The sequence below is a fragment of the Staphylococcus pasteuri genome (assembly GCF_030547725.1).
In the GTDB taxonomy this organism is placed as follows: Bacteria; Bacillota; Bacilli; order Staphylococcales; family Staphylococcaceae; genus Staphylococcus; species Staphylococcus pasteuri.
Map to the genome: position 1 here is coordinate 212,422 of NZ_JAUOQO010000003.1, position 25,127 is coordinate 237,548.

Below are 25,127 nucleotides of genomic sequence, written 5' to 3' on the forward strand. Positions count from 1 at the left end.
GATATGAAATGCATATGTTAAAATAATTGTATAAATATTCGTAACTAGAGGTGTTAATTTTGCCAAAGAAATCTGTAAGACATATAAAGATTAGAGAAATTATTTCGAATGAACAAATTGAAACACAAGATGAATTAGTAAAACGTTTAAATGAATACGAACTTAATGTAACACAAGCAACTGTTTCACGAGATATTAAAGAACTACAATTGATCAAAGTTCCTGCTGCTTCAGGTCAATACGTATATAGTTTACCAAATGATCGTAAATATCATCCTTTAGAAAAATTAGGAAGATATTTAATGGATTCATTTGTAAATATAGAAGGAACTGGAAATCTTCTTGTTCTCAAAACATTACCAGGTAACGCCCAATCTATAGGCGCAATTTTAGATCAAATCGATTGGGAAGAAGTATTAGGAACAATTTGTGGTGATGATACTTGCCTTATTATTTGTCGTAATGAAGAAGCAAGTGAAGAAATTAAAACTAGAATTTTCAATTTATTATAAGGATGCGATGAATTTATGTTACAAACCTTATCAATAAAACAATTTGCAATCATCGATGAATTAGAAATTCAATTTTCAGATGGTTTAACTGTTTTAAGTGGTGAAACTGGTGCAGGTAAATCAATCATTATCGATGCAATTGGTCAACTCATTGGTATGCGAGCTTCATCAGATTATGTTAGACACGGTGAAAAGAAAGCTATAATTGAAGGTATCTTTGATATCGATAACAGTAAAGATGCAATTCATGTCTTACAAAATCTAAATATTGATATTGATGAAGATTTTTTATTAGTAAAGAGAGAAATTTTTAGCTCAGGTAAAAGTATTTGTAGAATTAATAATCAGACAATCACTTTACAAGATTTAAGAAAAGTGATGCAAGAATTATTAGATATTCATGGTCAACATGAAACACAATCTTTATTAAAGCAGAAGTATCACTTACAGTTACTCGATGATTATGCTGGCGACCAATATAGTCAGTTACTTTCAGAATATCATAATGTATTTAATCAATATAAAGCAAAACGTAAAGAGCTTGAGGAATTAGAATCAGCCGACCAAGCATTATTACAAAGATTAGATTTAATGAAATTCCAATTAGAAGAGATAACTGAAGCTTCATTAAAAGAAGGTGAAGTTGAGCAGTTAGAAACAGATATAAAAAGAATTCAAAACTCAGAAAAATTAAGTCTTGCTTTAAATAATGCACATTTAACACTAACTGATGAAAATGCTATCACTGATCGATTATACGAATTAAGTAATTTTCTAAATGAAATTAATGATATTGTTCCAGATAAATATGTAAAATTAAAAGAAGAAGTGGATCAATTTTACTATACTTTAGAAGATGCAAAACATGAACTATACGATGAAATGACAAATACAGAATTTGATGAGCAAATGTTAAATGAACTAGAATCACGTATGAATTTACTTAATAATCTAAAAAGAAAATATGGTAAAGATATTTCTGAACTCATCGCATACCAAGGTAAGTTAGAAAATGAAATAAGTAAAATTGAAAATTATGAAGAAAGTACTTCACAATTACGCGAGGAAATTAACGATTTATATAAACAAGTGATTAAAATAGGTAAATCATTATCAGGAGAAAGACGAAAAGTTGCAAGAGAATTAAGAGACCACATCGTCGCTGAAATTCAAAATCTCCAAATGAAAGACGCTAATCTTGAAATATCATTCAAGCCCTTAGATGAACCTAATATCGAAGGTATAGAATTTGTAGAATTTTTAATCAGTCCTAACAAAGGCGAACCTCTAAAAAGCTTAAATAAAATAGCTTCAGGAGGCGAATTATCTAGAATTATGTTAGCGTTAAAAAGTATATTTGTTCAATCTAGAGGACAAACTGCTATTTTATTTGATGAAGTTGATTCTGGAGTATCTGGTCAGGCAGCCCAAAAAATGGCAGAAAAAATGCGTGATATTGCTGAATATATTCAAGTTATATGTATTTCTCACTTACCACAAGTTGCAACAATGAGTGATCATCATTTACTTATTTCTAAACAGACAACAGAAGATCGTACGACGACTCAAGTAAAAGAATTAGAAGATGATGATAGAATTGATGAAGTTGCACGTATGATTTCGGGAGCTAGCGTAACTGATCTTACCCGAGAAAATGCAAAAGAAATGATTGCTCAAAATCAAAGAAAATCATAAACTTTGAAATTTCTTTTAAACAAATAATGTGTTTAGTCACTTTTTATTCAAAAAAATGAACATTTTAGAATTTCTAAAATGTTTTAACTGATGTAAAATATTAAAGTATTGTTTTATTTGAGAGAACGTTAGATAGTTAATAACAATTTATATGAGAATATTCAATAACACATGTATATTGAATTTCTCTATACATAGAGTTAGGAGTAAGCAAATGTCTGAAAAACAATATGATTTAGTAGTACTCGGTGGAGGAACTGCTGGTTATGTGGCAGCAATTCGTGCATCACAACTTGGTAAGAAAGTTGCAATTGTAGAAAAGTCTCTTTTAGGTGGTACATGCTTACATAAAGGTTGTATCCCTACAAAATCATTACTAAAATCTGCAGAAGTCTTCCATACAGTGAAACACGCTAAGCAATTTGGGATCGAAGTTCCTGAATATAGCCTTAATTATGAACGAATATTAGAAAGAAAAGACGAAATTGTCAATCAAATGTATCAAGGTGTACAACATTTGATGAAACAAAACCATATCGACATTTATAATGGAACTGGACGCATATTAGGTGAGTCTATCTTTTCACCACAAAGTGGAACTATCTCAGTAGAATTTGAAGATGGCGAAAATGAAATGATTCCTAATCAATTTGTATTAATAGCTACCGGTTCAACTCCTTCAGAATTGCCATTTTTACAATTTGATCATCAAGTTATTTTATCTAGCGATGATATCTTAAAAATGGATCAATTACCTAATAGTATAGCTATTATAGGTGGGGGCGTAATTGGATTAGAATTTGCCTCATATTTAACTGATTTAGGTGTTTCAGTTACCGTAATTGAGGCTAATGAGCGTATTTTACCGAATGAAAGTAAACAAATTGCTAAAACAATTAAGAATGAGCTCGAAAATCGAGGAACTAAGTTTTTTGAAAATGTTGCCTTAGATAATCAAAGTGTTTCTATTAATGATGAAACTAATGAAGCAACAATTAAAATTAATGATGAACAAATCACTGTTGAACGTATCCTATTATCAGTTGGTAGAAAGCCTAATACAACTGATATTGGACTTAATAATACTAAAATTAAATCAACAGAATCTGGTCACATTATTACGAACCAATATCAACAAACTGAAGATAAACATATATATGCAGCAGGTGATTGTATTGGTAAACTTCAGCTTGCTCATGTTGGTTCTAAAGAAGGAATAGTGGCAGTTGAACATATGTTTGATAATGCTCCACTTCCAGTTAATTATGATTTAATGCCAAAATGCATTTACACTTATCCTGAAATTGCATCAATTGGTAAAAATTTAGAACAAGCTAAAAATGATAATATTAAAGCCAAGAATTTTAAAGTATCTTTTAAAGCAATTGGGAAAGCCATGATTGATTCAATTGATAATCAAAATGGTTTTTGTGAAATCATTATTGATCAAGAACAAGATGAAATTATTGGACTAAATATGATAGGTCCACATGTAACTGAGTTAATTAATGAAGTATCATTACTACAATTTATGAATGGGTCTTCATTAGAACTCGGATTAACTACACATGCCCATCCATCACTTTCTGAAGTATTGATGGAACTTGGACTAAAAGTTGAAGACAGAGCAATTCACGTATAATTAGGGAGGAAATGACATGATTGACTATAAGTCAGCAGGCCTTACAGAAGAAGACCTAAAAAATATGTATAAATGGATGGATCTTGGCAGAAAACTGGACGAAAGACTTTGGTTACTCAATAGAGCTGGGAAAATTCCTTTCGTTGTTAGTGGTCAAGGACAAGAAGCAACTCAAATAGGAATGGCTTACGCTATGAAACAAGGTGATATATCTTCTCCTTATTATAGAGATTTAGCTTTCGTAACATATATGGGTATTACACCTTTAGATACGATGTTAGCTTCTTTCGGTAAAAGAGGTGATGTTAATTCAGGTGGTAAACAAATGCCATCCCACTATAGTCACAGAGAAAAGGGGATTTTATCACAAAGTTCACCCGTGGCTACTCAAATACCACATTCAGTTGGTGCAGCTTTAGCTTTAAAAATGGACAACAAACAAAACATAGCAACTGCAACAGTTGGTGAAGGTAGTTCAAACCAAGGTGATTTTCATGAAGGTTTAAATTTTGCAGGTGTACATAAATTACCTTTTGTTTGTGTCATTATTAATAACAAATATGCTATTTCTGTTCCAGATTCTTTACAATATGCTGCTAAAAATCTATCAGATAGAGCAATAGGTTATGGTATGCATGGAGAACAAGTTGATGGTAATGATCCAATAGCTGTATATAAAGCGATGAAAGAATCGCGTGATCGCGCACTTAACGGAGAAGGTGCTACACTAATCGAAGCCGTAACTTCTCGAATGACTGCTCATTCATCTGATGATGATGATAAATATAGAACACAAGAAGAACGTGATGGATTAAAAGAAGCAGATTGTAATATTCATTTTAAAAACCATTTATTAGATTTAGGAATTATTGATGACGCTTGGTTAGCAGAAATTGAAGAGGAGCATAAACAAATCATTAATCATGCTACTAAAGCTGCTGAAGAAGCACCATATCCTTCTGTAGAAGAAGCTTATGCCTATGTTTATGAAGAAGAAGGGAGTATCAATCATGACTAAGATGACTTATTTAGACGCGATTCGCCAAGCTCAAGATTTAGCTATGGCAAAAGACCAAAATACTTTTATTCTTGGAGAAGATGTTGGTAAAAAAGGTGGCGTATTCGGTGCTACTCTTGGTCTACAAAGTAAATATGGTAAAGAACGCGTCATTGATACACCTTTAGCAGAATCTAATATAGTTGGTACAGCTATTGGTGCTGCAATGTTAGGTAAACGTCCTATTGCAGAGATTCAATTTGCCGACTTTATTTTACCTGCAACAAACCAAATTATTAGTGAAGCTGCAAAAATGCGTTATCGTTCAAATAATGATTGGCAATGTCCAATTACTATAAGAGCGCCTTTTGGTGGTGGCGTGCATGGTGGTTTATACCATTCACAAAGTATTGAAAGTATTTTTGCATCAACACCAGGTTTAACAATCGTTATCCCTTCATCTCCATATGATGCTAAAGGATTATTATTGTCTTCAATTGAATCAAATGATCCAGTACTTTTCTTTGAACATAAAAAAGCATATCGTTTCTTAAAAGAAGAAGTACCAGAAGAATATTATACAGTTCCTTTAGGTAAAGCTGATGTAAAACGTGAAGGTGATGATATCACTGTATTTTGTTATGGTTTAATGGTTAATTATTGCTTACAAGTTGCCGATATTCTTGCAGAAGATGGTATCAATGTAGAAGTTGTTGATTTAAGAACTGTTTATCCATTAGATAAAGAAACAATCATTGATCGTGCTAAGAAAACAGGAAAAGTACTACTAGTAACTGAAGATAACTTGGAAGGTAGCGTAATGTCAGAGGTTTCAGCTATTATTGCTGAAAATTGCTTATTCGAATTAGATGCACCAATCATGCGTTTAGCAGGTTCTGATGTACCATCAATGCCATTCTCTCCAGTATTAGAAAACGAGTTAATGATGAATCCAGAAAAAATACAAGCGAAAATGCGAGAACTCGCAGAATTTTAAGGAGGCTTAATAATGGATATCAAAATGCCAAAACTAGGCGAGAGTGTACATGAAGGTACTATAGAACAATGGCTAGTATCTGTTGGCGATTATGTTGAAGAATATGAACCGTTATGTGAAGTAATTACTGACAAAGTAACTGCTGAAGTGCCTTCTACTGTTGCAGGTACAATTACTGAAATAGTTATTAGCGAAGGTGAAACAGTAGAAATTAATACTGTTATTTGTAAAATCGATTCACCTAATGAAAATAATGTAGAAAATACTTCTAATGATAATGAACAACAAGAGAAAACTGAAAACACTCAAGTAAATCATCAAGATACACAATCTAGTGTCCAACAAAACTCGACATCAAAAGAAAACTCAGACAAACCTAAAAATAATGGACGATTTTCACCAGTAGTATTTAAATTAGCTTCTGAAAATCAAATCGATTTATCACAGGTTACGGGTACAGGTTTTGAAGGTAGAGTTACGAAAAAAGATGTATTGGCTTATATTAATAACCCTACTGAAAATCAAACTAATAACAATCATGCACAAGAACAAAATGAACCAAAATCAACTACTATACCTAATCATTCACAAGATCAAATCGAATCTACTCAAAATACAATGCCAGTGAATGGTGTGCGTAAAGCGATTGCTCAAAATATGGTTACAAGTGCTACTGAAATTCCACACGGTTGGATGATGATTGAAGCTGATGCAACTAACCTAGTGAAAACTAGAAATCACTTTAAAAATAGCTTTAAGAAAAATGAAGGTTATAATCTTACATTCTTTGCTTTCTTTGTAAAAGCAGTAGCGGATGCATTAAAAGCTTATCCAATGTTAAACAGTAGTTGGAATGGTAACGAAATTAAAATTCATAAAGATATTAATATTTCTATAGCAGTAGCTCATGAAAATAAATTATTCGTTCCAGTCATTAAACATGCTGACGAAAAATCAATTAAAGGTATAGCAAGAGAAATTAATGAACTTGCTCAAAAAGCTAGAAATAACAAATTAACTCAAGAAGATATGCAAGGTGGAACATTTACAGTGAATAATACTGGCTCATTCGGCTCAGTATCTTCTATGGGTATTATTAATCATCCTCAAGCTGCTATATTACAAGTTGAATCAATCGTTAAGAAACCTGTTGTTATCGATGATATGATTGCAATTAGAAGCATGGTTAATTTATGTATTTCTATTGATCATAGAATTTTAGATGGCTTACAAACTGGTCAATTTATGAATCATATTAAGCAACGTGTTGAACAATATACTGTAGAAAATACAAATATTTATTAAATTTACTATATAGTTAAATCTATACAATAACATTACCGTTCATAAGGACGGAATGATTAAAAGATATTTAGATTTATAAAGTAAGAGAAAATTCAACTATAAGATTAGGCATAAATGCTTTCATATATTAGAAAGTATTTATGCCTATTATCATATAGGTTAATCAAGCATGTTGAAGTATGTAACTATAATTAGTAAAATAAAGACAGTAAATTTAAAAAATGAAAGGTGATTCTAATTTATGGATTTAAATTTTGATTTATATATGAATGGGGTCGTAGATCAAGCTAGAAATGAAATTGAAGAAGCTGGTTATGAACAATTAACTACAGCAGACGAAGTAGATAAAGTTTTAAAACAAGATGGCACAACATTAGTTATGGTTAATTCTGTATGTGGTTGTGCGGGTGGTATTGCTCGTCCTGCGGCTACACATGCACTTCATTATGATAAATTACCTGATAGACTCGTAACAGTGTTTGCTGGTCAAGATAAAGAAGCAACACAACAAGCAAGAGATTATTTTGAAGGTTATGCACCATCAAGTCCTTCTTTCGCACTTATTAAAGATGGTAAAATCACTGAAATGATTGAACGTCATCAAATCGAAGGACATGATGTAATGAATGTCATTAGTCAATTACAAGGATTATTTGATCAATATTGTGAAGAAAGATAAGAGGTCATAATTAGATGCTCAAGTTAAATCCTTATAAGATTGGATTTAGAACACTCAAGACAGCTGTTGGTATGACTCTAGGCGTTATTATTTGTAAACTACTAGGCCTTGATAATTATGCTTCAAGTGCGATCCTAGTAGTTCTTTGTATAAAACATACAAAAATGCATTCTTTAACTGCTATTATTTCACGTTTAGTATCTTGTTTATTAATATTATTTTTAGGTTCTGCAATATTTTCCATACTTGGACAACACGCAATTGTGTTAGGTTTAATAGTATTGCTATTTATACCGTTAACAGTTGTATTGAATGCACAAGAAGGTGTCATTACAAGTTGTGTTATTTTATTACACGTTTTTAATGCTAAAACAATCGATGGACATCTTATAATAAATGAAATACTATTACTCATTGTTGGGCTAGGTATAGCATTTATTATGAACTTAATGATGCCAAGTTTAGATAAAACATTAAAACGCTATAAAAATGACATTGAACACCAAATTACTGATGTATTTATTGCATTTGACAAAGCTTGCAAACAACAAAACCATGACCTAAATATAACGTTCGAACCACTGGTTTTAAATATTAAAAAAGCAAAATCTTTAGCTTTTAGAGATGTTAAAAACCACTTCGTGAGAAATGAAAACTCATATTATCATTATTTTGATATGCGAGAAGAACAAGTTGAATTATTAAAACGAATGAAATTTTTAATAGAAAATATTCAAACTAAAGATCCTATTTTAGAGCATATTTCACAATTGCTTTGTGAAATTGGTCATAACGTCAATAGTAATGATTATACTGCTTTAAGATTACATTCCTTATATGAAATACGACTATCATTAGATGAATTACCTTTACCAACAACACATCAAGCACTAAATTCACGTGCTAATATCATTCAGTTGTTAAATGAATTAGAAGAATATTTGAATATTAAATCTCACTTTGGTTCATTAAAAATGCATAGTGAAATTAAGAACTTCGCATAAAAACTAATAAGTATATTAAAAAATAGCCAGTGGCATTTATGCCACTGGCTACTTCTATTAAGAACATCTTTTAATATCAGATTAATTCATCATAGGAACTAAACTTGTAAGTAGTAGTGCTAAAACTACAGCAACTAACATAACAATAATAATAATACGTAAAACTTTATTCATCATAAGGTGTTCCTCCAATTGCCTAATACATATTAAATTGTGTCTTAATTTAATACGAAATCTAATTATAAGATAACATTATATGATTTAAATCGAGAATGCAATCAATTTATTTTTGATATATTCAGAATTCAGTTAAACTATAGTTATATGATTAAGGGGGAATATTAAAGATGAATAAAGAACGTCTCTTAAATACATTTTTAGAATTAGTAAAAATTGACTCAGAAACTGGACATGAACAAGTCATCCAACCCATTTTAAAAGAGAAATTTGAATCACTTGGTTTAGAGGTTAAAGAAGATCAAGCAAGTGAAACAGAAGGATTAGGTTCTAACAATCTTGTTTGTACATTAAGAAGTAATTTATCAGATAAAGATGTTCCGAAGTTGTATTTTACAAGCCATATGGACACAGTTGTGCCAGGAATTAAAGTTCAACCTAATGTAGCGGATGATGGCTATGTATACTCAGATGGAACAACAGTTTTGGGGGCTGATGATAAAGCAGGTTTAGCCGCTATTATAGAGGCAATCACTACAATTAACGAACAAAATTTATCACATGGACAAATCCAATTCGTTATTACTGTAGGTGAAGAATCAGGATTACTTGGTGCCCAAGCACTAGATACTTCTTTATTAGATGCTGATTTTGGCTATGCAATTGATGCGAGTGTTGACGTTGGAACTACAGTTGTTGGTGCGCCAACACAAATGAAAATCAACACAACGATAAAAGGGAAAACCGCACATGCTAGTACGCCAAAAGAAGGTATAAGCGCTATAAATATTGCAGCTAAAGCGATTAGTAAAATGAAACTTGGTCAAATTGATGACTTAACAACTGCTAATATAGGTAAGTTTCATGGTGGTTCTGCTACTAATATAGTGGCTGATGAAGTTGTTATAGAGGCAGAAGCACGTTCACATAATGACCAAAGTATTGAACAACAAGCTCAACACATGAAAGATACTTTTGAACAAACTGCAAGTGAACTTGGAGGTCAAGCTCAAGTAGAAATCGAGAAAAGTTATCCTGGTTTCAAAATTAGTGATGATGCCGAAGTAACTAAATTTGCTAAAGCAAGTGCAATTAGTTTAGGTCTTAAAGGTGATACTGTTATTTCTGGTGGTGGATCAGATGGTAGTATTATCAATACTTATGGAATACCGTCTGTCATTTTAGGTGTTGGTTATGAAAATATCCATACTACTAGTGAAAGAATAGCAGTAAAAGACCTTAATTTATTAACAAATCAAGTTCTAAAAATAATTGAACTCGTAGCAGAATAGCACGGTCAATTTAGTGAAGTAAATACTTAATTTGTGATACAATACTATTGAAATATTCGAATAAGAGAGGTAAGTAATATGACACAACAAATAGGTGTAGTAGGTTTAGCCGTAATGGGTAAAAACCTTGCATGGAACATCGAATCACGTGGTTACAGTGTATCTGTTTATAACCGTTCAAGACAAAAAACAGATGAAATGGTGGAAGAATCAAAAGGAAAAAGTATCCACCCAACATATTCATTAGAAGAATTTGTTAATTCTTTAGAAAAACCCCGTAAAATTTTATTAATGGTTAAAGCCGGACCTGCTACTGATGCAACAATAGATGGTTTATTACCTTTATTAGATGATGATGATATTCTTATTGATGGCGGTAATACTAACTATCAAGATACAATCCGTCGTAATAAAGCTTTAGCTGAAAGTGGTGTTAACTTTATTGGTATGGGTGTATCTGGTGGAGAAGTTGGTGCCTTAACTGGTCCTTCATTAATGCCAGGTGGACAAGAAGATGCATATAATAAAGTTAGTGATATCCTTGATGCTATTGCAGCAAAAGCTCAAGATGGCGCTTCTTGCGTAACTTATATTGGACCAAATGGTGCTGGACACTATGTAAAAATGGTTCATAACGGTATTGAATATGCAGATATGCAATTAATTGCTGAAAGTTATGCAATGATGAAAGACTTGTTAGGTATGAGTCATAAAGAAATTTCTCAAACTTTCAAAGATTGGAATGCAGGAGAACTTGAAAGTTACTTAATTGAAATTACTGGTGATATTTTCACTAAATTAGATGAAGATAACGAACCTTTAGTTGAAAAGATTCTAGACACAGCTGGTCAAAAAGGTACTGGTAAATGGACTTCTATTAACGCATTAGAATTAGGTATTCCATTAACAATTATTACTGAATCAGTATTTGCTCGTTTCATCTCATCTATCAAAGAAGAACGTGTAAATGCATCAAAATCACTAAATGGTCCAACTGCTTCATTTGATGGTGATAAACAACAATTCTTAGAAAAAATTAGAAAAGCTTTATACATGAGTAAGATTTGTTCATACGCACAAGGTTTTGCTCAAATGAGAAAAGCAAGTGAAGATCATGAATGGAATTTAAAATTAGGCGAGCTTGCAATGATTTGGAGAGAAGGTTGCATTATTCGTGCTCAATTCTTACAAAAAATTAAAGATGCCTATGATAACAATCCAAACCTTGAAAACTTATTATTAGATCCTTACTTCAAAAATATCGTAACAGATTATCAAGACGCTTTAAGAGACGTTGTTGCAACAGGAGTTAAAAATGGTGTTCCAACACCAGGTTTCTCTGCAAGTGTAAACTATTACGATAGTTATCGTTCAGAAGATTTACCTGCTAACCTTATCCAAGCACAACGTGACTACTTCGGTGCTCACACTTATGAACGTAAAGATCGACAAGGTGTATTCCATACACAATGGGTTGAAGAAGAATAAATAAATTATTTTAACGTCTTACATACATATGTAAGGCGTTTTTTATAATCTTTTTATTACTCCCAAAGATATAAGTAACTGATTTACTATATAAAATAAATATTTTGACGACGTTTCATTTTAAAGATAAAATAATTACTAAAGAAACCGGTTTCATTACAAAATATTAATAGAGGTGTGTTTTCAAATGACAAAAAATTGGTGGAAAGAGGCAGTAGCATATCAAGTATATCCAAGAAGTTTCAAAGATAGTAATAATGATGGTATCGGGGATTTACCAGGTGTTATTGAGAAATTAGATTACTTAAAAGACCTAGGCATTGATGTCATTTGGTTAAGCCCAATGTATAAATCTCCTAATGATGATAATGGGTACGATATTAGTAACTATCAAGATATAATGGATGAATTTGGTACAATGGATGATTTTAATCGTTTATTGGAAGGAGTTCATCAAAGAGGTATGAAATTAATACTTGATTTAGTTGTTAATCATACTTCTGATGAGCATCCATGGTTTATCGAATCTAAATCAAGTAAGGACAATCCTAAACGTGATTGGTAGATTTGGGAGGACCCGAAAGAAGATGGCTCCGAACCAAATAACTGGGAAAGCATTTTTAACGGGTCAACTTGGGAATATGATGAGCATACTGGGCAATACTATTTCCATCTATTTAGTAAAAAACAACCAGATTTAAATTGGAATAATAAAGAAGTAAGACAAGCTGTATTCGATATGATGAATTGGTGGTTTGAAAAAGATATCGACGGCTTTAGAGTTGATGCTATTACGCATATTAAGAAAACTTTTGAAGCAGGTGATTTACCAGTACCAGAAGGTAAAACATATGCGCCGGCATTTGATGTAGATATGAACCAACCTGGTATTCAAGATTGGTTACAAGAAATGAAAGATGAATCATTATCTCAATACGATATTATGACTGTTGGAGAAGCAAATGGTGTAACACCAGATAATGCCGATGAATGGGTTGGCGAAACTAATGGTAAATTTAATATGATTTTCCAATTTGAACATCTAGGTTTATGGAGTACAGGAGATTCACAATTTGATGTTACTGCTTATAAAAATGTATTAAATCGTTGGCAAAAGCAACTAGAAGGTAAAGGTTGGAACGGGCTCTTTATTGAAAATCATGACCAACCTCGTCGTGTGTCCACATGGGGTAATGATAGTCAATATTGGTACGAATCTGCCACTAGCCATGCTGTTGTCTATTTCCTTCAACAAGGCACGCCGTTTATTTATCAAGGTCAAGAAATTGGTATAACAAATTATCCATTCGAAAGTATAGAAACCTTTAATGATGTTGCAGTTAAAAACGAATACCAAATCGTTAAAGAAAATGGTGGAGATGTTAATCAATTATTAGATAAGTATAAAATGGAAAACAGAGATAATTCACGTACGCCTATGCAATGGAATAGCAATAATTATGCCGGATTTACCAATGTAGAACCATGGTTCCCAGTCAATCCAAATTATAAAGAAATCAACGTTGCTGACCAATTAGAAGATGAAAATTCTGTTCTAAATTTTTATAAATCATTAATTCAATTAAAAAAATCAGCTGATATTTACACATACGGTCAATTTGATTTAATTGATGCTGATAATCCAAATATATTTGCTTATACTAGAACGCTTGATAACGAAAAAGTATTAATTGTTGGTAACTTAACTGATAAAGAAAGTAAACTTAATTTAGATGACGACATCAAAGCATTCGATATATTACTTCACAATTATGATACTGATATTAATTTTGATAAGATTCAACCTTATGAAGCTTTTGTGCTTAAAATTTAATTATATTTAATGAAAAACATGCCTTTAATACTGACATATAGTCATTATTAAGGGCATGCTTTTTTATACATTTTCAATTGTCATAATCATAATTTTCTTGTTCTACAGGTAACCACAGTTGTATTTTTGTAAAAGGATCATCAAATGATATATCTAATGGGTATACCTCCACATATAAACTATCTCTTTGATAAGGTAAAGTTAATTGCAAACTTGTTTCAATATAATACCAAGCTTCATTCACCGTATAATCAATTTCACCTTGTAAATTAAACTTAGCATAATGCCTACCAGGTAGGAATCTACTTTCTAAATGAGCAGGGTATCGTTCACTTGGTACACCTACAAAAATTTCTAAACCAGAATCAAGAGGGCAACTTATGACGAATAATTCAAATGGACTTACATCATTATAACGCTGTAACTCTTTTAATTGACCATCTAACAACAAATCTTCTAAAAAATCAGGAACATTAAAAGGATTTGATAAATCCTTAGCGTCAATATAACGTGCATATCCAACTAACGAAATATCATCAGTCTTTTCATGTCTATATGGATAAGGTGCTCTTTCTGTAGTTGTCAATTTTATATAAATTCGTTCTTGCATTTTGAGTTCATCTTTTTTAGTTGATGCTTGAATTGGTGAAACGCCATGAAAATCACTAAAGTCATTTGCAAAATCATTTGAATTTGCATATCTATACTTTTTAGCAACATCTACCAAGCGACTCGCACTATGTTTAACATCTATAGCAGCTAATGTGAGTTTTCTTGCCCGTGCATACGCCTCTGGTGATAACCCTACAATCATTTTAAAAGATTGTTCAAGGTGAAAGGGGGAGAGACCAACGTAATCACTTAATTCTTGCAAATTAAACGGCTCAAGTAGACGGTCTTCGATATAAACAATTGCCTGTTGTATTTGCTTGATAACGTCCAATATATTCACTCCAATTATTTTCAATCATTAACTTTTATTCTACATTATTTTGACTAAATATACACCTGAAAGCCTATCAATAAATCAAATTAATAAAAAAGTGAACGACTACAGAAACTGAAATGTTGATGAACTCAACTCACTTGTTTGGAGATAAGATATCAAACATCACAGTTATACTATAATCATTCACTATTAGATTTATTTAGTCACATTTTCAATTTAAACTTTTTATTGAATATCGTCCCACCAATGATTACCATCTCTACTTAGTAGTAAGTCACTTTCTAATGGACCGTTCGTACCAGATTCATAGTTAGGGAATTCTGGTTCCACCATTGACCATTGTTCTTGAATAGCATCAACAAATTTCCAAGTTGATTTAAGTTCTTCCCAATGAGTAAAGTTAGTTGGATCGCCTTTAAGACAATCGAAAAGTAAATTTTCATATGCATCAACTGTATTCATTTTATCTTGTGCACCCATAGCATAAGAAAGTTGTACAGGTTCTGTATCAATGCCTTGAATGTTTTTCTTAGCATTTAAATGTAGTGATACACCTTCATTTGGTTGAATATTAATAACTAATAAGTTTGAATCTAATAATTTGTCAGTTTGATAATATAAGTTCATTGGAACTTCTTTAAATTCTACAACGACTTGAATCGTTTTAGATTTCATGCGTTTACCAGTTCTAATATAGAACGGTACGCCTGCCCATCTAAAGTTGTCGATAGTTAATTTACCAGATACAAATGTAGGTGTAATAGAGTCTTCTGCAACACGATCTTCATCGCGATAAGCTTTAACTTGTTTACCATCAATTACTCCTTCGCCATATTGTCCACGAACGAAATTCTTTCTAACATCTTGTGGACGTAATTGACGCAATGATTTTAATACTTTAACTTTTTCAGCTCGTATATCCTCACTATTCAAACTAATAGGGGCTTCCATAGCTAATAAAGCAACCATTTGTAACATATGGTTTTGAACCATATCTTTTAAAGCGCCACTAGATTCATAATAGCCGCCACGATCTTCTACACCTAAAATTTCTGAAGATGTTACTTGAATATTAGAAATATATTTATTATTCCAAAGAGGCTCAAACATTGCATTAGCAAAGCGTAATACCTCAATATTTTGAACCATATCTTTACCTAAGTAATGGTCTATACGATAAATTTCTTCTTCTTTAAATGAACGACGAATTTGATTGTTTAGTGATTCTGCTGATTTTAAATCACTACCGAATGGTTTTTCAATAACTAAACGTTTGAAACCACTAGTATTAGTTAATCCAGATGATTTTAAATAATCTGAAATGACTCCGAAAAACTGTGGCGCCATAGCAAGATAAAACAGACGATTACCTTTTAAACTGAATTGAGTATCTAATTGATTACTAAACTCTAGTAATGATTGATAACTTTCTTCATCACTCACATCATGTTTATGATAAAACACATGTTCCATGAATTCATCAATTCGTTGTGTTTCTTTAACGTGATTTTGGATTGACGCTTTAACTTGTTCACGGAATGTATCGTTACTAATATCACGACGTCCAATCCCTATAATAGCTATATGTTCATCTAAGTTGTCTTGTTGGAAAAGATGGAAAATGGAAGGGAATAACTTTCTATGACTTAAATCACCAGTTGCTCCGAAAATTGTAATTAAACAAGGTATGTGTTTTTGTTTTGTACCCAAGAATAAAACCTCAATTCTATAAAAAGATATATGATTATTATATTATATGATAAAGAAAACTTATGGTCATATAATATGCTTTATTAAAGTTCATAAGCAATTTATCATTTAAATAAATGATAATCGATATCATACATATTTACCAAATTATACGACTCACAAACATGTGTAAAACTATGATATGAAATTAAAACTAATACGTTGTACTCAAATGGAATATTGATAATTATATTTTATTTCTTATTATAAAAATTGTCATTATATATGATAGAATGAATCGAAGAGAGGGAGGTGTGAGCATGGAAGTCACATTTTTCGGTACTAGTGCCGGACTACCAACTAAAGAGAGAAATACGCAAGCAATTGCTTTAAATCTAGAACCCTATTCCAATTCAATTTGGTTGTTTGATGTAGGAGAAGGTACCCAACATCAAATTCTTCATCATTCAATAAAATTAGGTAAAGTTGATCATATTTTTATTACTCATATGCATGGAGATCACATTTTTGGGCTTCCAGGATTACTAACGAGTAGGTCCTTTCAAGGTGGAGAAAATAAACCTCTTACATTAATTGGACCTAAAGGAATACAACAGTATGTAGAAACAACATTATCGTTGTCAGAATCACATCTCAATTATCCAATTACATACATAGAAATCGATGAACGTTTAGATTATCATCATGACGGTTTTACAGTACATGCTGAAATTTTAAATCATGGGATAACGTCATACGGTTATCGATTAGAAACACCTACAACACCTGGAACTATAGACGTAGAATCACTTAAATCAATTGGTCTCGAGCCTGGCCCTGAATATCAAGAAGTTAAAATGAATGATACTTTTGAATTTAATGGGAAGATATACCAATCTGATCAGTTTAAAGGAAATGCTAAATCTGGACCAATCGTTGCTATTTTTGGGGATACCAAGCCATGTCATAACGAACATATCATAGCGAAAGATGCAGATGTTATGGTACATGAGGCAACATATATTGAAGGGGAAAAGACGCTCGCAAATAGCTATCATCATAGTCATATAGATGATGTCTTTGAACTGATGCGCCAAGCAAATGTTAAACAAAGTTTGATAACACATATGAGCAATAGATATACAAAAGAATATATTGATGAAGTTTATAATGAGTTGAAAAATACCACAGACACACCTAACTTTACATTCGTTAATGATTTTGACTCATTCAAAATTTAAATTTAAAACGCCACAGAGACAAATTCTGCGGCGTTTTAGTATATAATAAATTAATCTTCAGTTTTAGATAATTCAACACTGCGATCAACAGCTGCACTTAAACAATCCTCGAAAATAGCTACTAAGTCATATTGAGATAAGGCATCTAAACCAGCTTGTGTTGTACCACCTTTAGAAGTAATATTCTTTCTTAATTGTTCCATACTTAAATCTGAACGTTCAATCATCTTACTCGTACCTATAATTAAATTACGTATAGACTCTTCAACTTGATCTTTTTCCAAACCTAATTCAGTACCTGCTTTAACATATTGTTCAAATACATGATATAAAAATGCAGGTCCGCTTCCAGTTATAGCTGTTACCTGATGTAAATGGTTTTCTGAAACTTCAATAACTGAACCAAATGCGTTAACTAATTCATTAACTTCATCTTTAGATTTAGGACCGAAATTGTTAGAGTAACTTATACCAGTTACAGAATGACCTACTTGGGCATTAGTATTAGGCATAATGCGTGCTAAAGGATTATTAGTATTCAATTGTTCTCTAATATAATCTATTGATAATCCAGCCATAATAGAAATAAAACGGTTATTTTCTGTAATTGAATCTTTAATTCTCTCAGCTAAAGCTTCAAAATCATGAGGTTTAGTGCCTATAAATACGTAATCTGCATCTTTAAGTAATGCTTCATCATCATAACTATAATTGACACCTAATTTTTCAGCAAAATCTTTTAAAGCTTTCTCGTTAGACTTATTAGTTAAATAAATGTCATTAGGATCTAAATTACTAGAGTTAATTATACCTGTAAAAATCGCTTGTGCCATATTACCAGCACCATAAAATACAAGTTTCATATACTTCACATCACCTTCATTTTAATTATAAAATAATGATACTTTAAGAATATAAATATATAGTAACATAAATTGTAAACGGTATATACGAAGGAGGGATTAAACATGATAGGCCAACATTATATAGTTACAGGAGGAACAAGTGGACTGGGATTAGAAATTGTACATCAACTTATTAAAAGAGGTGCGAAAGTAACAATTCTTGCACGTAATATTGAAAAATTTCAGCAAATCAATTTTGGTTCTCAATCCTATTTGGTTGATGTCTTAAAATGTGATTTACAAAATCAATATGATATTAGGGCTTTATCGAATAAAATTAAATCTCCAATTCATGGACTAGTGTATAGTTCTGGTTTAGGATATTTTAAATCTTTATCGGCTCATACAACCGATGAAATCATAGAAACGTATAATATAAATATCATTAGCTTCAATTTACTTTTTAAAATACTAAAACCTCATCTAGTAGAACACGCACATATTATAGGTATTTCAAGCCAAGCTGCTTTTGTCACACAAGCGCATGCAGCACATTACGGTGCATCTAAAGCTGCTTTTAACCAAATTCTTAATGCTTTACGATTAGAAGAACCACATCTTCATGTGATGACTGTTAACCCAGGTCCAATCGATACACCTTTTCATCAAAAAGCTGATCCGTCATTATCTTATTTTAATCAATATCGCTCAATCATGATTAATTCGAAACAACTAGCTTCTAGAATAGTAGAAGGTATCATTTTAGAGAAAGAAGAAATTAACCAACCATCATGGATGCACAATATGTTAAAACTATATCAATTAGCTCCAAGATTTTTAGAGAAACATTTTTCTTCATTGTTTAAGAATAAAACGAATCACTAAGTAAATAGAATATAATTCATAAAAGAAAAAGAGCCATTAATCAATGTTATATGACATCAATTAATGGCTCAAACTATAATTAATTTATTTTAAATGTTGTGTATACTGTAAGTCTTTCACACGTTCTCTTGCAGCTTTAATTTGATCTAAGCTAACATCTTTATAGTAGTTCTTAACATTTTCTTCTAATTGTTCAACACTACTTGCACCAACAATGATTGAACCTAATGCATCATGAGAAGTTAAGTAATTAAATGAAAGGGCAGTAAGGTTACTTTCAATTTCTTTAATAGATGCAATTGTTTCTCCTAACTCATCATTTGTATAATCGAAAATACCATCAGCAAACTTTTTATCCAATGCATTATTACTATTAGATGTTAGTAATCCTTTAAATACAGGACCTCTAGCTAATACTTTAACTTGCTTTTCGTGAACATCATCTAATAGACTTTCGGGACGATTATCGATTAGATTAAATTGAGACATCAATGTTTCAATTTGACTATGTTTTAAGTAGTAGTCTATAACGTTAGGGCGAATAGAAGATATACCATATGCTCGAATGACACCTTCTTGTTTTAATTCATCAAATGCACTGATTGTCTCATCTAATGGATCGTCTATAGTACCACCATGTAATTGATATAAATCTAAATGATCTAATCCAAGACGTTGTAATGAACCTTTTACGCCTTCTTTAATATGATTTTTAGATGGGTCCCAAGTGATATTACCATCCTCAGTGAGTCGATTTCCAACTTTTGTACCGATGACAATATCATCTCGATTTTGATATTGTTTCAATGCTTTGCCAACGATTTCCTCATTTTTACCTTGATCATACATATCTGCAGTATCAAAATAAGTAATACCGTTTTCGATTGCACTTTCAATAATAGGTTGGGCTTTTTTAAAATCAGTACCTAAACTCATACAACCTAAACCTAACTCAGAAATTTCTAAACCACTTTTCAAAATATTCTTTTGCATGTAGTTTCTCCTTTCGATACACTTTAACTAACGCATTAAGTTTATCAATTTATTAAAACATTTAAAAGGACCGTGATTATAAATGGAATTTAACGAAAAAACGATAGATAGAACTGTGATTTATAATGGTAAAATTATAGATTTAGAAATCCACGATGTTGAATTACCCGATGGACAAACATCTAAACGTGAATTGATTTATCATAACGGCGCAGTTGCAATATGTGCAGTTACTCCTGAAAATGAAGTATTACTTGTAAAACAATTTAGAAAACCAGTAGAAAAACCACTACTTGAAATACCTGCGGGTAAATTGGAAAAAGATGAAGAACGTGAAGAAGCAGCAAAAAGAGAACTTGAAGAAGAAACAGGATACATTGCTAAAGATTTACAGTATGTTACTGATATGTATGGTTCTCCTGGCTTTTCAAATGAGAAATTAACGATTTATTTTGCTGATAATTTAGAAGTAGGCGAAATGAATCTAGATGAAGATGAATTCGTTGAAGTTCATAAATTCTCAATTGAAGAAGTGAGAAAAGCCTTGCAAAACGCTGAAATTGAAGATGCGAAAACAATTATCGCACTTCAGCATCTATTATTAAATTATAATCATTCTAAATAATAAAGGAATATCCTTGCGTTTTATTGAGAATACTGGTAATTTATATTGTGAATCATACTTTAGATTAAAATGATTATAATTCTTAGTAGAGGAGTGAGGCTTCCGTGGAAGAACGATTAAATCGCGTGAAGCAACAATTACAACAGTCTTCATATAAATTAACTCCACAACGTGAGGCTACTGTAAGAGTTCTAATAGAAAATGAGAAAGACCATTTAAGTGCCGAAGATGTATATTTAAAAGTTAAAGATAAATCTCCAGAAATAGGTTTAGCAACTGTATATCGTACCTTAGAATTATTAGCAGAATTAAAAGTTTTAGATAAAATCAATTTTGGTGATGGGGTTGCACGTTTTGATCTACGTAAAGAGGGCGCTAAACATTTCCATCACCATTTAGTTTGTATGGAATGCGGTAAAGTAGAAGAAATTGAAGAAGACCTATTACCAGAAGTTGAAAATCGTGTTGAAAAAGAATTTAACTTCAAAATTTTAGATCACCGCTTAACTTTCCACGGTGTATGTTCAGATTGCCAAGCTAAAAAGCAATCCGAACAGAAATAATAAAGATTATTCTCACTATAGTTAATTACACAGCCAATAATACAATCATATTGCATTATTAACTGAGAAAGTCTTTATATCTCTATTGGTGAAGTAATTTAATTAAGAAGCCACCGCTTCAAAAGAGGTGCTTTATGATAGATACAATCATAGAAGAGTATTTAAAATTTATACAAATTGAAAAAGGATTAAGCGTAAATACAATTGGTGCTTATCGAAGAGATTTAAATAAATACAAAGAGTTTTTAGAACTACAAAAAATAGCGAATATTGACTTTGTAGACCGACAAATAATTCAAGAATGCTTAGGTTATTTAATTGATCAAGGTCAATCTTCAAAATCTATTGCACGTTTCATCTCAACAATACGAAGTTTTCACCAATTTGCATTACGCGAAAAATATGCTGCAAAAGATCCTACAGTATTAATCGAAACGCCCAAATATGAGAAAAAATTACCAGACGTATTGGAAGTCGACGAAGTTATTCAATTATTAAATGCACCAGATTTAAATAAAAATAATGGCTACCGTGATCGCACAATGTTAGAACTACTTTATGCAACTGGTATGCGGGTATCTGAAGTGATACAAATTGAAATTGAAGACGTTAATTTAATGATGGGCTTTGTAAGAGTATTTGGTAAAGGTGATAAAGAGCGTATTGTTCCTTTAGGTGATACAGTTATAGATTATTTAACGACTTATATCGAAACAGTTAGACCTCAATTATTAAAGCAAACTGTAACGAATGTTCTATTTTTAAATATGCATGGGAAACCATTATCAAGACAAGGTATTTGGAAAATGATTAAACAAAATGGTCTTAAAGCTAATATCAACAAAACATTAACACCACATACACTAAGACATTCATTTGCTACTCATTTACTTGAAAATGGTGCTGATTTACGTGCAGTACAAGAGATGCTAGGACATTCAGATATTTCAACAACTCAGTTATATACACATGTATCAAAATCTCAAGTCAGAAAAATATATAATCAATATCATCCTAGAGCATAGTTATTATATTATAAAAGGCCAGTAATAATAGGGTAAATACACCTATATTACTGGTCTTTCTTATTATTAATATCTTTTATTTTATAATGTCTTTCTTCTAATGCCGCTTGTCTAGCTAATTCTACTTCACTACGGTCTCTCAACAAATGATGATGAACAATGTTTTCATTTTTTACAGGTGTGGACATAAAGTAATAATCTGGAAATGTTAATTCTAATTGATTTAACATTTGAATATTTATTGGTAACTGGATAGGTATAAATGGTAATTGTTGTTCAACTCTATCTATTTGCATTTCAAGCAATTGAATATACATGGCAATGTCTAAATGAAGTGTCATTTGATCTTTTCGTGAAGCATAAGTAATCACTTGCTTTGCTTTATTAAAAGATTTTATTGCGCCTTTGAAATTACGTCTTCTATAGTGATAGCATGCTGTCGCACATAAGATTAAACTCACAACAGCATCTTGTTTACTGTAATCATTATTTTCTTTCCACGCTTCTTCCAAAATATCATGGCATAAAAAATAATGTTGATTTTTATGAAACTGATAGTAAAACTGAATTAATGCTTGTTCCATCTGATTTTCACCTTAATTTTAAAAGTTATATAAATTCATGCTATAATATTTTAGTGAAATATGCACATAAGTTGCAATATGAGGTAGATACTATGTATGAAGTAAAACTGGACGCATTTAATGGTCCTCTAGATTTGTTATTACATTTAATTCAAAAATTTGAAATAGATATTTATGATATACCTATGAAATCTTTAACAGAACAATACATGCAGTATGTTCACGCTATGAATCAATTAGAAATTAACGTTGCTAGCGAATACTTGGTTATGGCTTCTGAATTATTAATGATAAAAAGTAAATTATTATTACCACAATCAGAAGAAAATTTAGACTTAGATGAAGACCCTCGTGAAGATTTAGTAGGTAGGTTAATTGAATACCAAAATTATAAAGAATACACTGAAATTCTAAATGACATGAAAGCAGAACGTGATTATTATTATACAAAACATCCAACTGATTTATCACATTTGGAAACAGATGAATCATGGGATCCATCTAATACAATTGACTTAACCGAATTAATAGTCGCTTATCAACGTGTTAAAAATCGTGTTGAAATTAATAAACCTCATTCAGTAGAAATCAGAAAAGAAACATTTACAATTCAACAAGCTACACATCAAGTAACTGATAGATTAAAGAACAATGCATCATTTAATTTCTTTAGTCTATTTACATTTACAGAACCAATCGAACAAGTGGTCACACACTTTTTAGCAATTTTAGAAATGTCTAAATCAGGTATCATTAATATTGAACAACACCATAATTTTGATGATATTAACATTTTAAGAGGAGTGAATTACAGCGTTGAATAAGCACGGCATATTAGAAGCTTTGTTATATACCTCTGGTGATGAAGGACTAGAAGTTAAACAGTTGCTCGAAATATTAGAAGTAAATGAAGATGAATTAAAAAAGTTAATCGAAACTTATGAGTCAAATGGTCTCATCATTCAACAATTTGGAACAACTTGTGTTCTTACTACTAAGAAAGAAGCGGCAAATTATATCGAAGCCCTCATAGAGCAGAAGTCTAAAATGAAATTATCTCAAGCAGCGATGGAAACTTTATCTATCATTGCTTATAATCAACCACTAACTAGAAGCGATATTGAAATGATTAGAGGTATCAATTCTGACGGCGCTGTTAAAACACTTATTGCAAGAGGTCTAGTTGAAGCAAAAGAAGTCCAAAATTCACGTAGTCAACAATTAATTACAACAGATCTATTTTTAAATGTATTTGGTATAGAAAAATTAGAAGATTTACCAACCACTCAAGAAGATGACGAAGAAATGGACGCATTCTTTAGTAACTTGGTAAATCAAAAAGGAGATACAAATGAGTAAAGAATTAGAAAGATTACAAAAAAGAATTGCAAGTAGTGGTTATACGTCACGCCGTAAAGCAGAAACACTAATTACAGATGGCAAGGTTAAAGTAAACGGTCAAGTAGTTACTGAATTAGGAACTAAAGTTTCAAGTTCTGACACTGTAGAAGTTGAAGGAATTAAATTAGAACAAGAAGATAAACTTTATATTTTATTTAATAAACCAGCTCAAGTTATTACGAGTGTATCTGACGATCGTGGTCGTAAAGTTGTTACTGATTACTTTAAAGATATCGAAACACGTATATACCCAGTTGGTAGATTAGATTACGATACATCAGGTGTATTATTGTTAACTAATGATGGTGAATTTACTAATTTAATGACACACCCTAGATACCATATTAAAAAGAAATATGTAGCTAAACTTAAAGGTTATTTGATGCGTGAAGAAGTGAAAGCTTTAGAAAAAGGTATTGAACTTGAAGATGGGTTTACACAACCAGCTCAAGTTAAAGTTAAAAATCAAGATAAAGACAAGAATACTACATTAGTGGAAATAACAATAAGTGAAGGTAGAAATAGACAAGTACGTCGTATGTTTGAACATTTCGGCCATCAAGTTAGTAAATTAACTCGTATCCAGTTTGGACCGTTAGATTTAAAAGGGTTAAATGCTGGTGAAGGGCGAGTACTTACACCACATGAAGTTAAAACTATTAGACATTTAGCTGAAAATGGTAATGTATAAGATAGTAGAAATTA

Annotated in this window: 23 protein-coding genes and 2 pseudogenes; 19 read left to right on the top strand and 6 right to left on the bottom strand. The window is 31.4% G+C overall.

Translation table 11 applies throughout. The features are described from left to right. Nucleotides 1–59: 59 nt before the first annotated feature. The 8 genes from ahrC to Q4528_RS04720 all read left to right on the top strand — a co-directional run bounded on the left by ahrC (nucleotide 60) and on the right by Q4528_RS04720 (nucleotide 8,831). Nucleotides 60–512 (top strand): transcriptional regulator AhrC/ArgR, encoded by a 453-nt coding sequence (gene ahrC / locus Q4528_RS04685; RefSeq protein ID WP_017637924.1) that lies wholly within the window; start codon nucleotides 60–62, stop codon nucleotides 510–512. Nucleotides 513–527: 15 nt separating this feature from the next. Continuing rightward, complete coding sequence (recN, locus tag Q4528_RS04690; RefSeq protein ID WP_017637925.1) at nucleotides 528–2,207, top strand: DNA repair protein RecN; 1,680 nt, start codon at nucleotides 528–530, stop codon at nucleotides 2,205–2,207. Nucleotides 2,208–2,421: 214 nt separating this feature from the next. After that, complete coding sequence (lpdA, locus tag Q4528_RS04695) at nucleotides 2,422–3,849, top strand: dihydrolipoyl dehydrogenase (protein WP_017637926.1); 1,428 nt, start codon at nucleotides 2,422–2,424, stop codon at nucleotides 3,847–3,849. 16 nt (nucleotides 3,850–3,865) lie between these two features. Further along, nucleotides 3,866–4,867, top strand: coding sequence for a thiamine pyrophosphate-dependent dehydrogenase E1 component subunit alpha (locus Q4528_RS04700; RefSeq protein WP_046466718.1), 1,002 nt, complete (start codon nucleotides 3,866–3,868; stop codon nucleotides 4,865–4,867). Then, nucleotides 4,860–5,843, top strand: coding sequence for an alpha-ketoacid dehydrogenase subunit beta (locus tag Q4528_RS04705; protein ID WP_046466717.1), 984 nt, complete (start codon nucleotides 4,860–4,862; stop codon nucleotides 5,841–5,843). The genes Q4528_RS04700 and Q4528_RS04705 overlap by 8 nt, the downstream gene beginning before the upstream one ends. Before the next feature lie 12 nt (nucleotides 5,844–5,855). Continuing rightward, complete coding sequence (locus Q4528_RS04710; protein ID WP_046466716.1) at nucleotides 5,856–7,148, top strand: dihydrolipoamide acetyltransferase family protein; 1,293 nt, start codon at nucleotides 5,856–5,858, stop codon at nucleotides 7,146–7,148. Between the two features lie 241 nt (nucleotides 7,149–7,389). Next, nucleotides 7,390–7,827, top strand: a complete 438-nt coding sequence (gene brxB / locus Q4528_RS04715) for a bacilliredoxin BrxB (protein ID WP_017637930.1) — start codon at nucleotides 7,390–7,392, stop codon at nucleotides 7,825–7,827. A 14-nt stretch (nucleotides 7,828–7,841) separates the two neighbouring features. After that, nucleotides 7,842–8,831 carry an aromatic acid exporter family protein gene (locus Q4528_RS04720; protein WP_154828909.1) on the top strand — a complete coding sequence of 330 codons (990 nt, stop codon included), beginning with the start codon at nucleotides 7,842–7,844 and terminating at the stop codon, nucleotides 8,829–8,831. An 81-nt stretch (nucleotides 8,832–8,912) separates the two neighbouring features. Here the strand turns inward: Q4528_RS04720 and Q4528_RS04725 are convergent. Then, nucleotides 8,913–9,023: pseudogene (locus Q4528_RS04725) on the bottom strand (hypothetical protein); the annotation flags it as partial. A gap of 155 nt (nucleotides 9,024–9,178) precedes the next feature. Here Q4528_RS04725 and Q4528_RS04730 point away from each other — a divergent pair. The 3 genes and pseudogenes from Q4528_RS04730 (at nucleotide 9,179) to Q4528_RS04740 (ending at nucleotide 13,622) form a co-directional block, all read left to right on the top strand. Next, nucleotides 9,179–10,300, top strand: coding sequence for a M20/M25/M40 family metallo-hydrolase (locus tag Q4528_RS04730; protein WP_046466714.1), 1,122 nt, complete (start codon nucleotides 9,179–9,181; stop codon nucleotides 10,298–10,300). Between the two features lie 78 nt (nucleotides 10,301–10,378). Next, nucleotides 10,379–11,788 carry an NADP-dependent phosphogluconate dehydrogenase gene (gene gnd, locus Q4528_RS04735; RefSeq protein WP_108000360.1) on the top strand — a complete coding sequence of 470 codons (1,410 nt, stop codon included), beginning with the start codon at nucleotides 10,379–10,381 and terminating at the stop codon, nucleotides 11,786–11,788. A 187-nt stretch (nucleotides 11,789–11,975) separates the two neighbouring features. Continuing rightward, nucleotides 11,976–13,622: pseudogene (locus Q4528_RS04740) on the top strand (glycoside hydrolase family 13 protein). Nucleotides 13,623–13,695: 73 nt separating this feature from the next. Here the strand turns inward: Q4528_RS04740 and Q4528_RS04745 are convergent. Next, on the bottom strand, nucleotides 13,696–14,565 hold the full coding sequence (locus tag Q4528_RS04745; RefSeq protein ID WP_017637936.1) for an AraC family transcriptional regulator: 870 nt from the start codon (nucleotides 14,563–14,565) through the stop codon (nucleotides 13,696–13,698). A 231-nt stretch (nucleotides 14,566–14,796) separates the two neighbouring features. After that, complete coding sequence (gene zwf, locus Q4528_RS04750) at nucleotides 14,797–16,281, bottom strand: glucose-6-phosphate dehydrogenase (protein ID WP_303520720.1); 1,485 nt, start codon at nucleotides 16,279–16,281, stop codon at nucleotides 14,797–14,799. 299 nt (nucleotides 16,282–16,580) lie between these two features. Here zwf and rnz point away from each other — a divergent pair, with 299 nt between their 5' ends. Then, nucleotides 16,581–17,501, top strand: a complete 921-nt coding sequence (gene rnz / locus Q4528_RS04755; protein WP_303520721.1) for a ribonuclease Z — start codon at nucleotides 16,581–16,583, stop codon at nucleotides 17,499–17,501. A gap of 50 nt (nucleotides 17,502–17,551) precedes the next feature. Here rnz and proC read toward each other — a convergent pair whose 3' ends face one another. Continuing rightward, nucleotides 17,552–18,364 carry a pyrroline-5-carboxylate reductase gene (proC, locus tag Q4528_RS04760; protein ID WP_046466712.1) on the bottom strand — a complete coding sequence of 271 codons (813 nt, stop codon included), beginning with the start codon at nucleotides 18,362–18,364 and terminating at the stop codon, nucleotides 17,552–17,554. Nucleotides 18,365–18,469: 105 nt separating this feature from the next. On the opposite strand from proC, the gene Q4528_RS04765 reads away from it, so the two are divergent. Beyond that, a complete protein-coding gene (locus Q4528_RS04765) occupies nucleotides 18,470–19,231 on the top strand; it encodes an SDR family NAD(P)-dependent oxidoreductase (RefSeq protein WP_046466711.1) in 762 nt (253 codons plus the stop codon). 84 nt (nucleotides 19,232–19,315) lie between these two features. Here the strand turns inward: Q4528_RS04765 and Q4528_RS04770 are convergent, their stop codons facing one another. After that, nucleotides 19,316–20,224 (bottom strand): aldo/keto reductase, encoded by a 909-nt coding sequence (locus Q4528_RS04770; RefSeq protein WP_046466710.1) that lies wholly within the window; start codon nucleotides 20,222–20,224, stop codon nucleotides 19,316–19,318. Nucleotides 20,225–20,306: 82 nt separating this feature from the next. On the opposite strand from Q4528_RS04770, the gene Q4528_RS04775 reads away from it, so the two are divergent. The 3 genes from Q4528_RS04775 (at nucleotide 20,307) to xerD (ending at nucleotide 22,437) form a co-directional block, all read left to right on the top strand. Continuing rightward, nucleotides 20,307–20,849: an NUDIX domain-containing protein gene (locus Q4528_RS04775; protein ID WP_046466709.1), complete on the top strand. Its 543-nt coding sequence runs from the start codon at nucleotides 20,307–20,309 to the stop codon at nucleotides 20,847–20,849. Between the two features lie 104 nt (nucleotides 20,850–20,953). Then, entirely contained in the window at nucleotides 20,954–21,412 is a 459-nt protein-coding gene (fur, locus tag Q4528_RS04780) for a ferric iron uptake transcriptional regulator (protein WP_017637943.1), read from the top strand. Between the two features lie 137 nt (nucleotides 21,413–21,549). Beyond that, complete coding sequence (gene xerD / locus Q4528_RS04785) at nucleotides 21,550–22,437, top strand: site-specific tyrosine recombinase XerD (protein ID WP_026083518.1); 888 nt, start codon at nucleotides 21,550–21,552, stop codon at nucleotides 22,435–22,437. 47 nt (nucleotides 22,438–22,484) lie between these two features. Here the strand turns inward: xerD and Q4528_RS04790 are convergent, their stop codons facing one another. After that, nucleotides 22,485–23,021: a DUF309 domain-containing protein gene (locus tag Q4528_RS04790; protein WP_046466708.1), complete on the bottom strand. Its 537-nt coding sequence runs from the start codon at nucleotides 23,019–23,021 to the stop codon at nucleotides 22,485–22,487. Nucleotides 23,022–23,113: 92 nt separating this feature from the next. Here Q4528_RS04790 and Q4528_RS04795 point away from each other — a divergent pair, with 92 nt between their 5' ends. Genes Q4528_RS04795 through Q4528_RS04805 form a run of 3 tightly spaced genes read left to right on the top strand, consistent with a single transcriptional unit; the run spans nucleotide 23,114 to nucleotide 25,113 of the window. Next, nucleotides 23,114–23,845, top strand: a complete 732-nt coding sequence (locus tag Q4528_RS04795; protein ID WP_017637946.1) for a segregation and condensation protein A — start codon at nucleotides 23,114–23,116, stop codon at nucleotides 23,843–23,845. Beyond that, the gene (gene scpB, locus Q4528_RS04800; RefSeq protein WP_070453817.1) at nucleotides 23,838–24,380 is read left to right on the top strand and encodes an SMC-Scp complex subunit ScpB; all 543 of its coding nucleotides are present in this window, start codon (nucleotides 23,838–23,840) and stop codon (nucleotides 24,378–24,380) included. The genes Q4528_RS04795 and scpB overlap by 8 nt, the downstream gene beginning before the upstream one ends. Further along, on the top strand, nucleotides 24,373–25,113 hold the full coding sequence (locus tag Q4528_RS04805) for a pseudouridine synthase (protein ID WP_017637948.1): 741 nt from the start codon (nucleotides 24,373–24,375) through the stop codon (nucleotides 25,111–25,113). The genes scpB and Q4528_RS04805 overlap by 8 nt, the downstream gene beginning before the upstream one ends. Nucleotides 25,114–25,127: the final 14 nt, after the last annotated feature.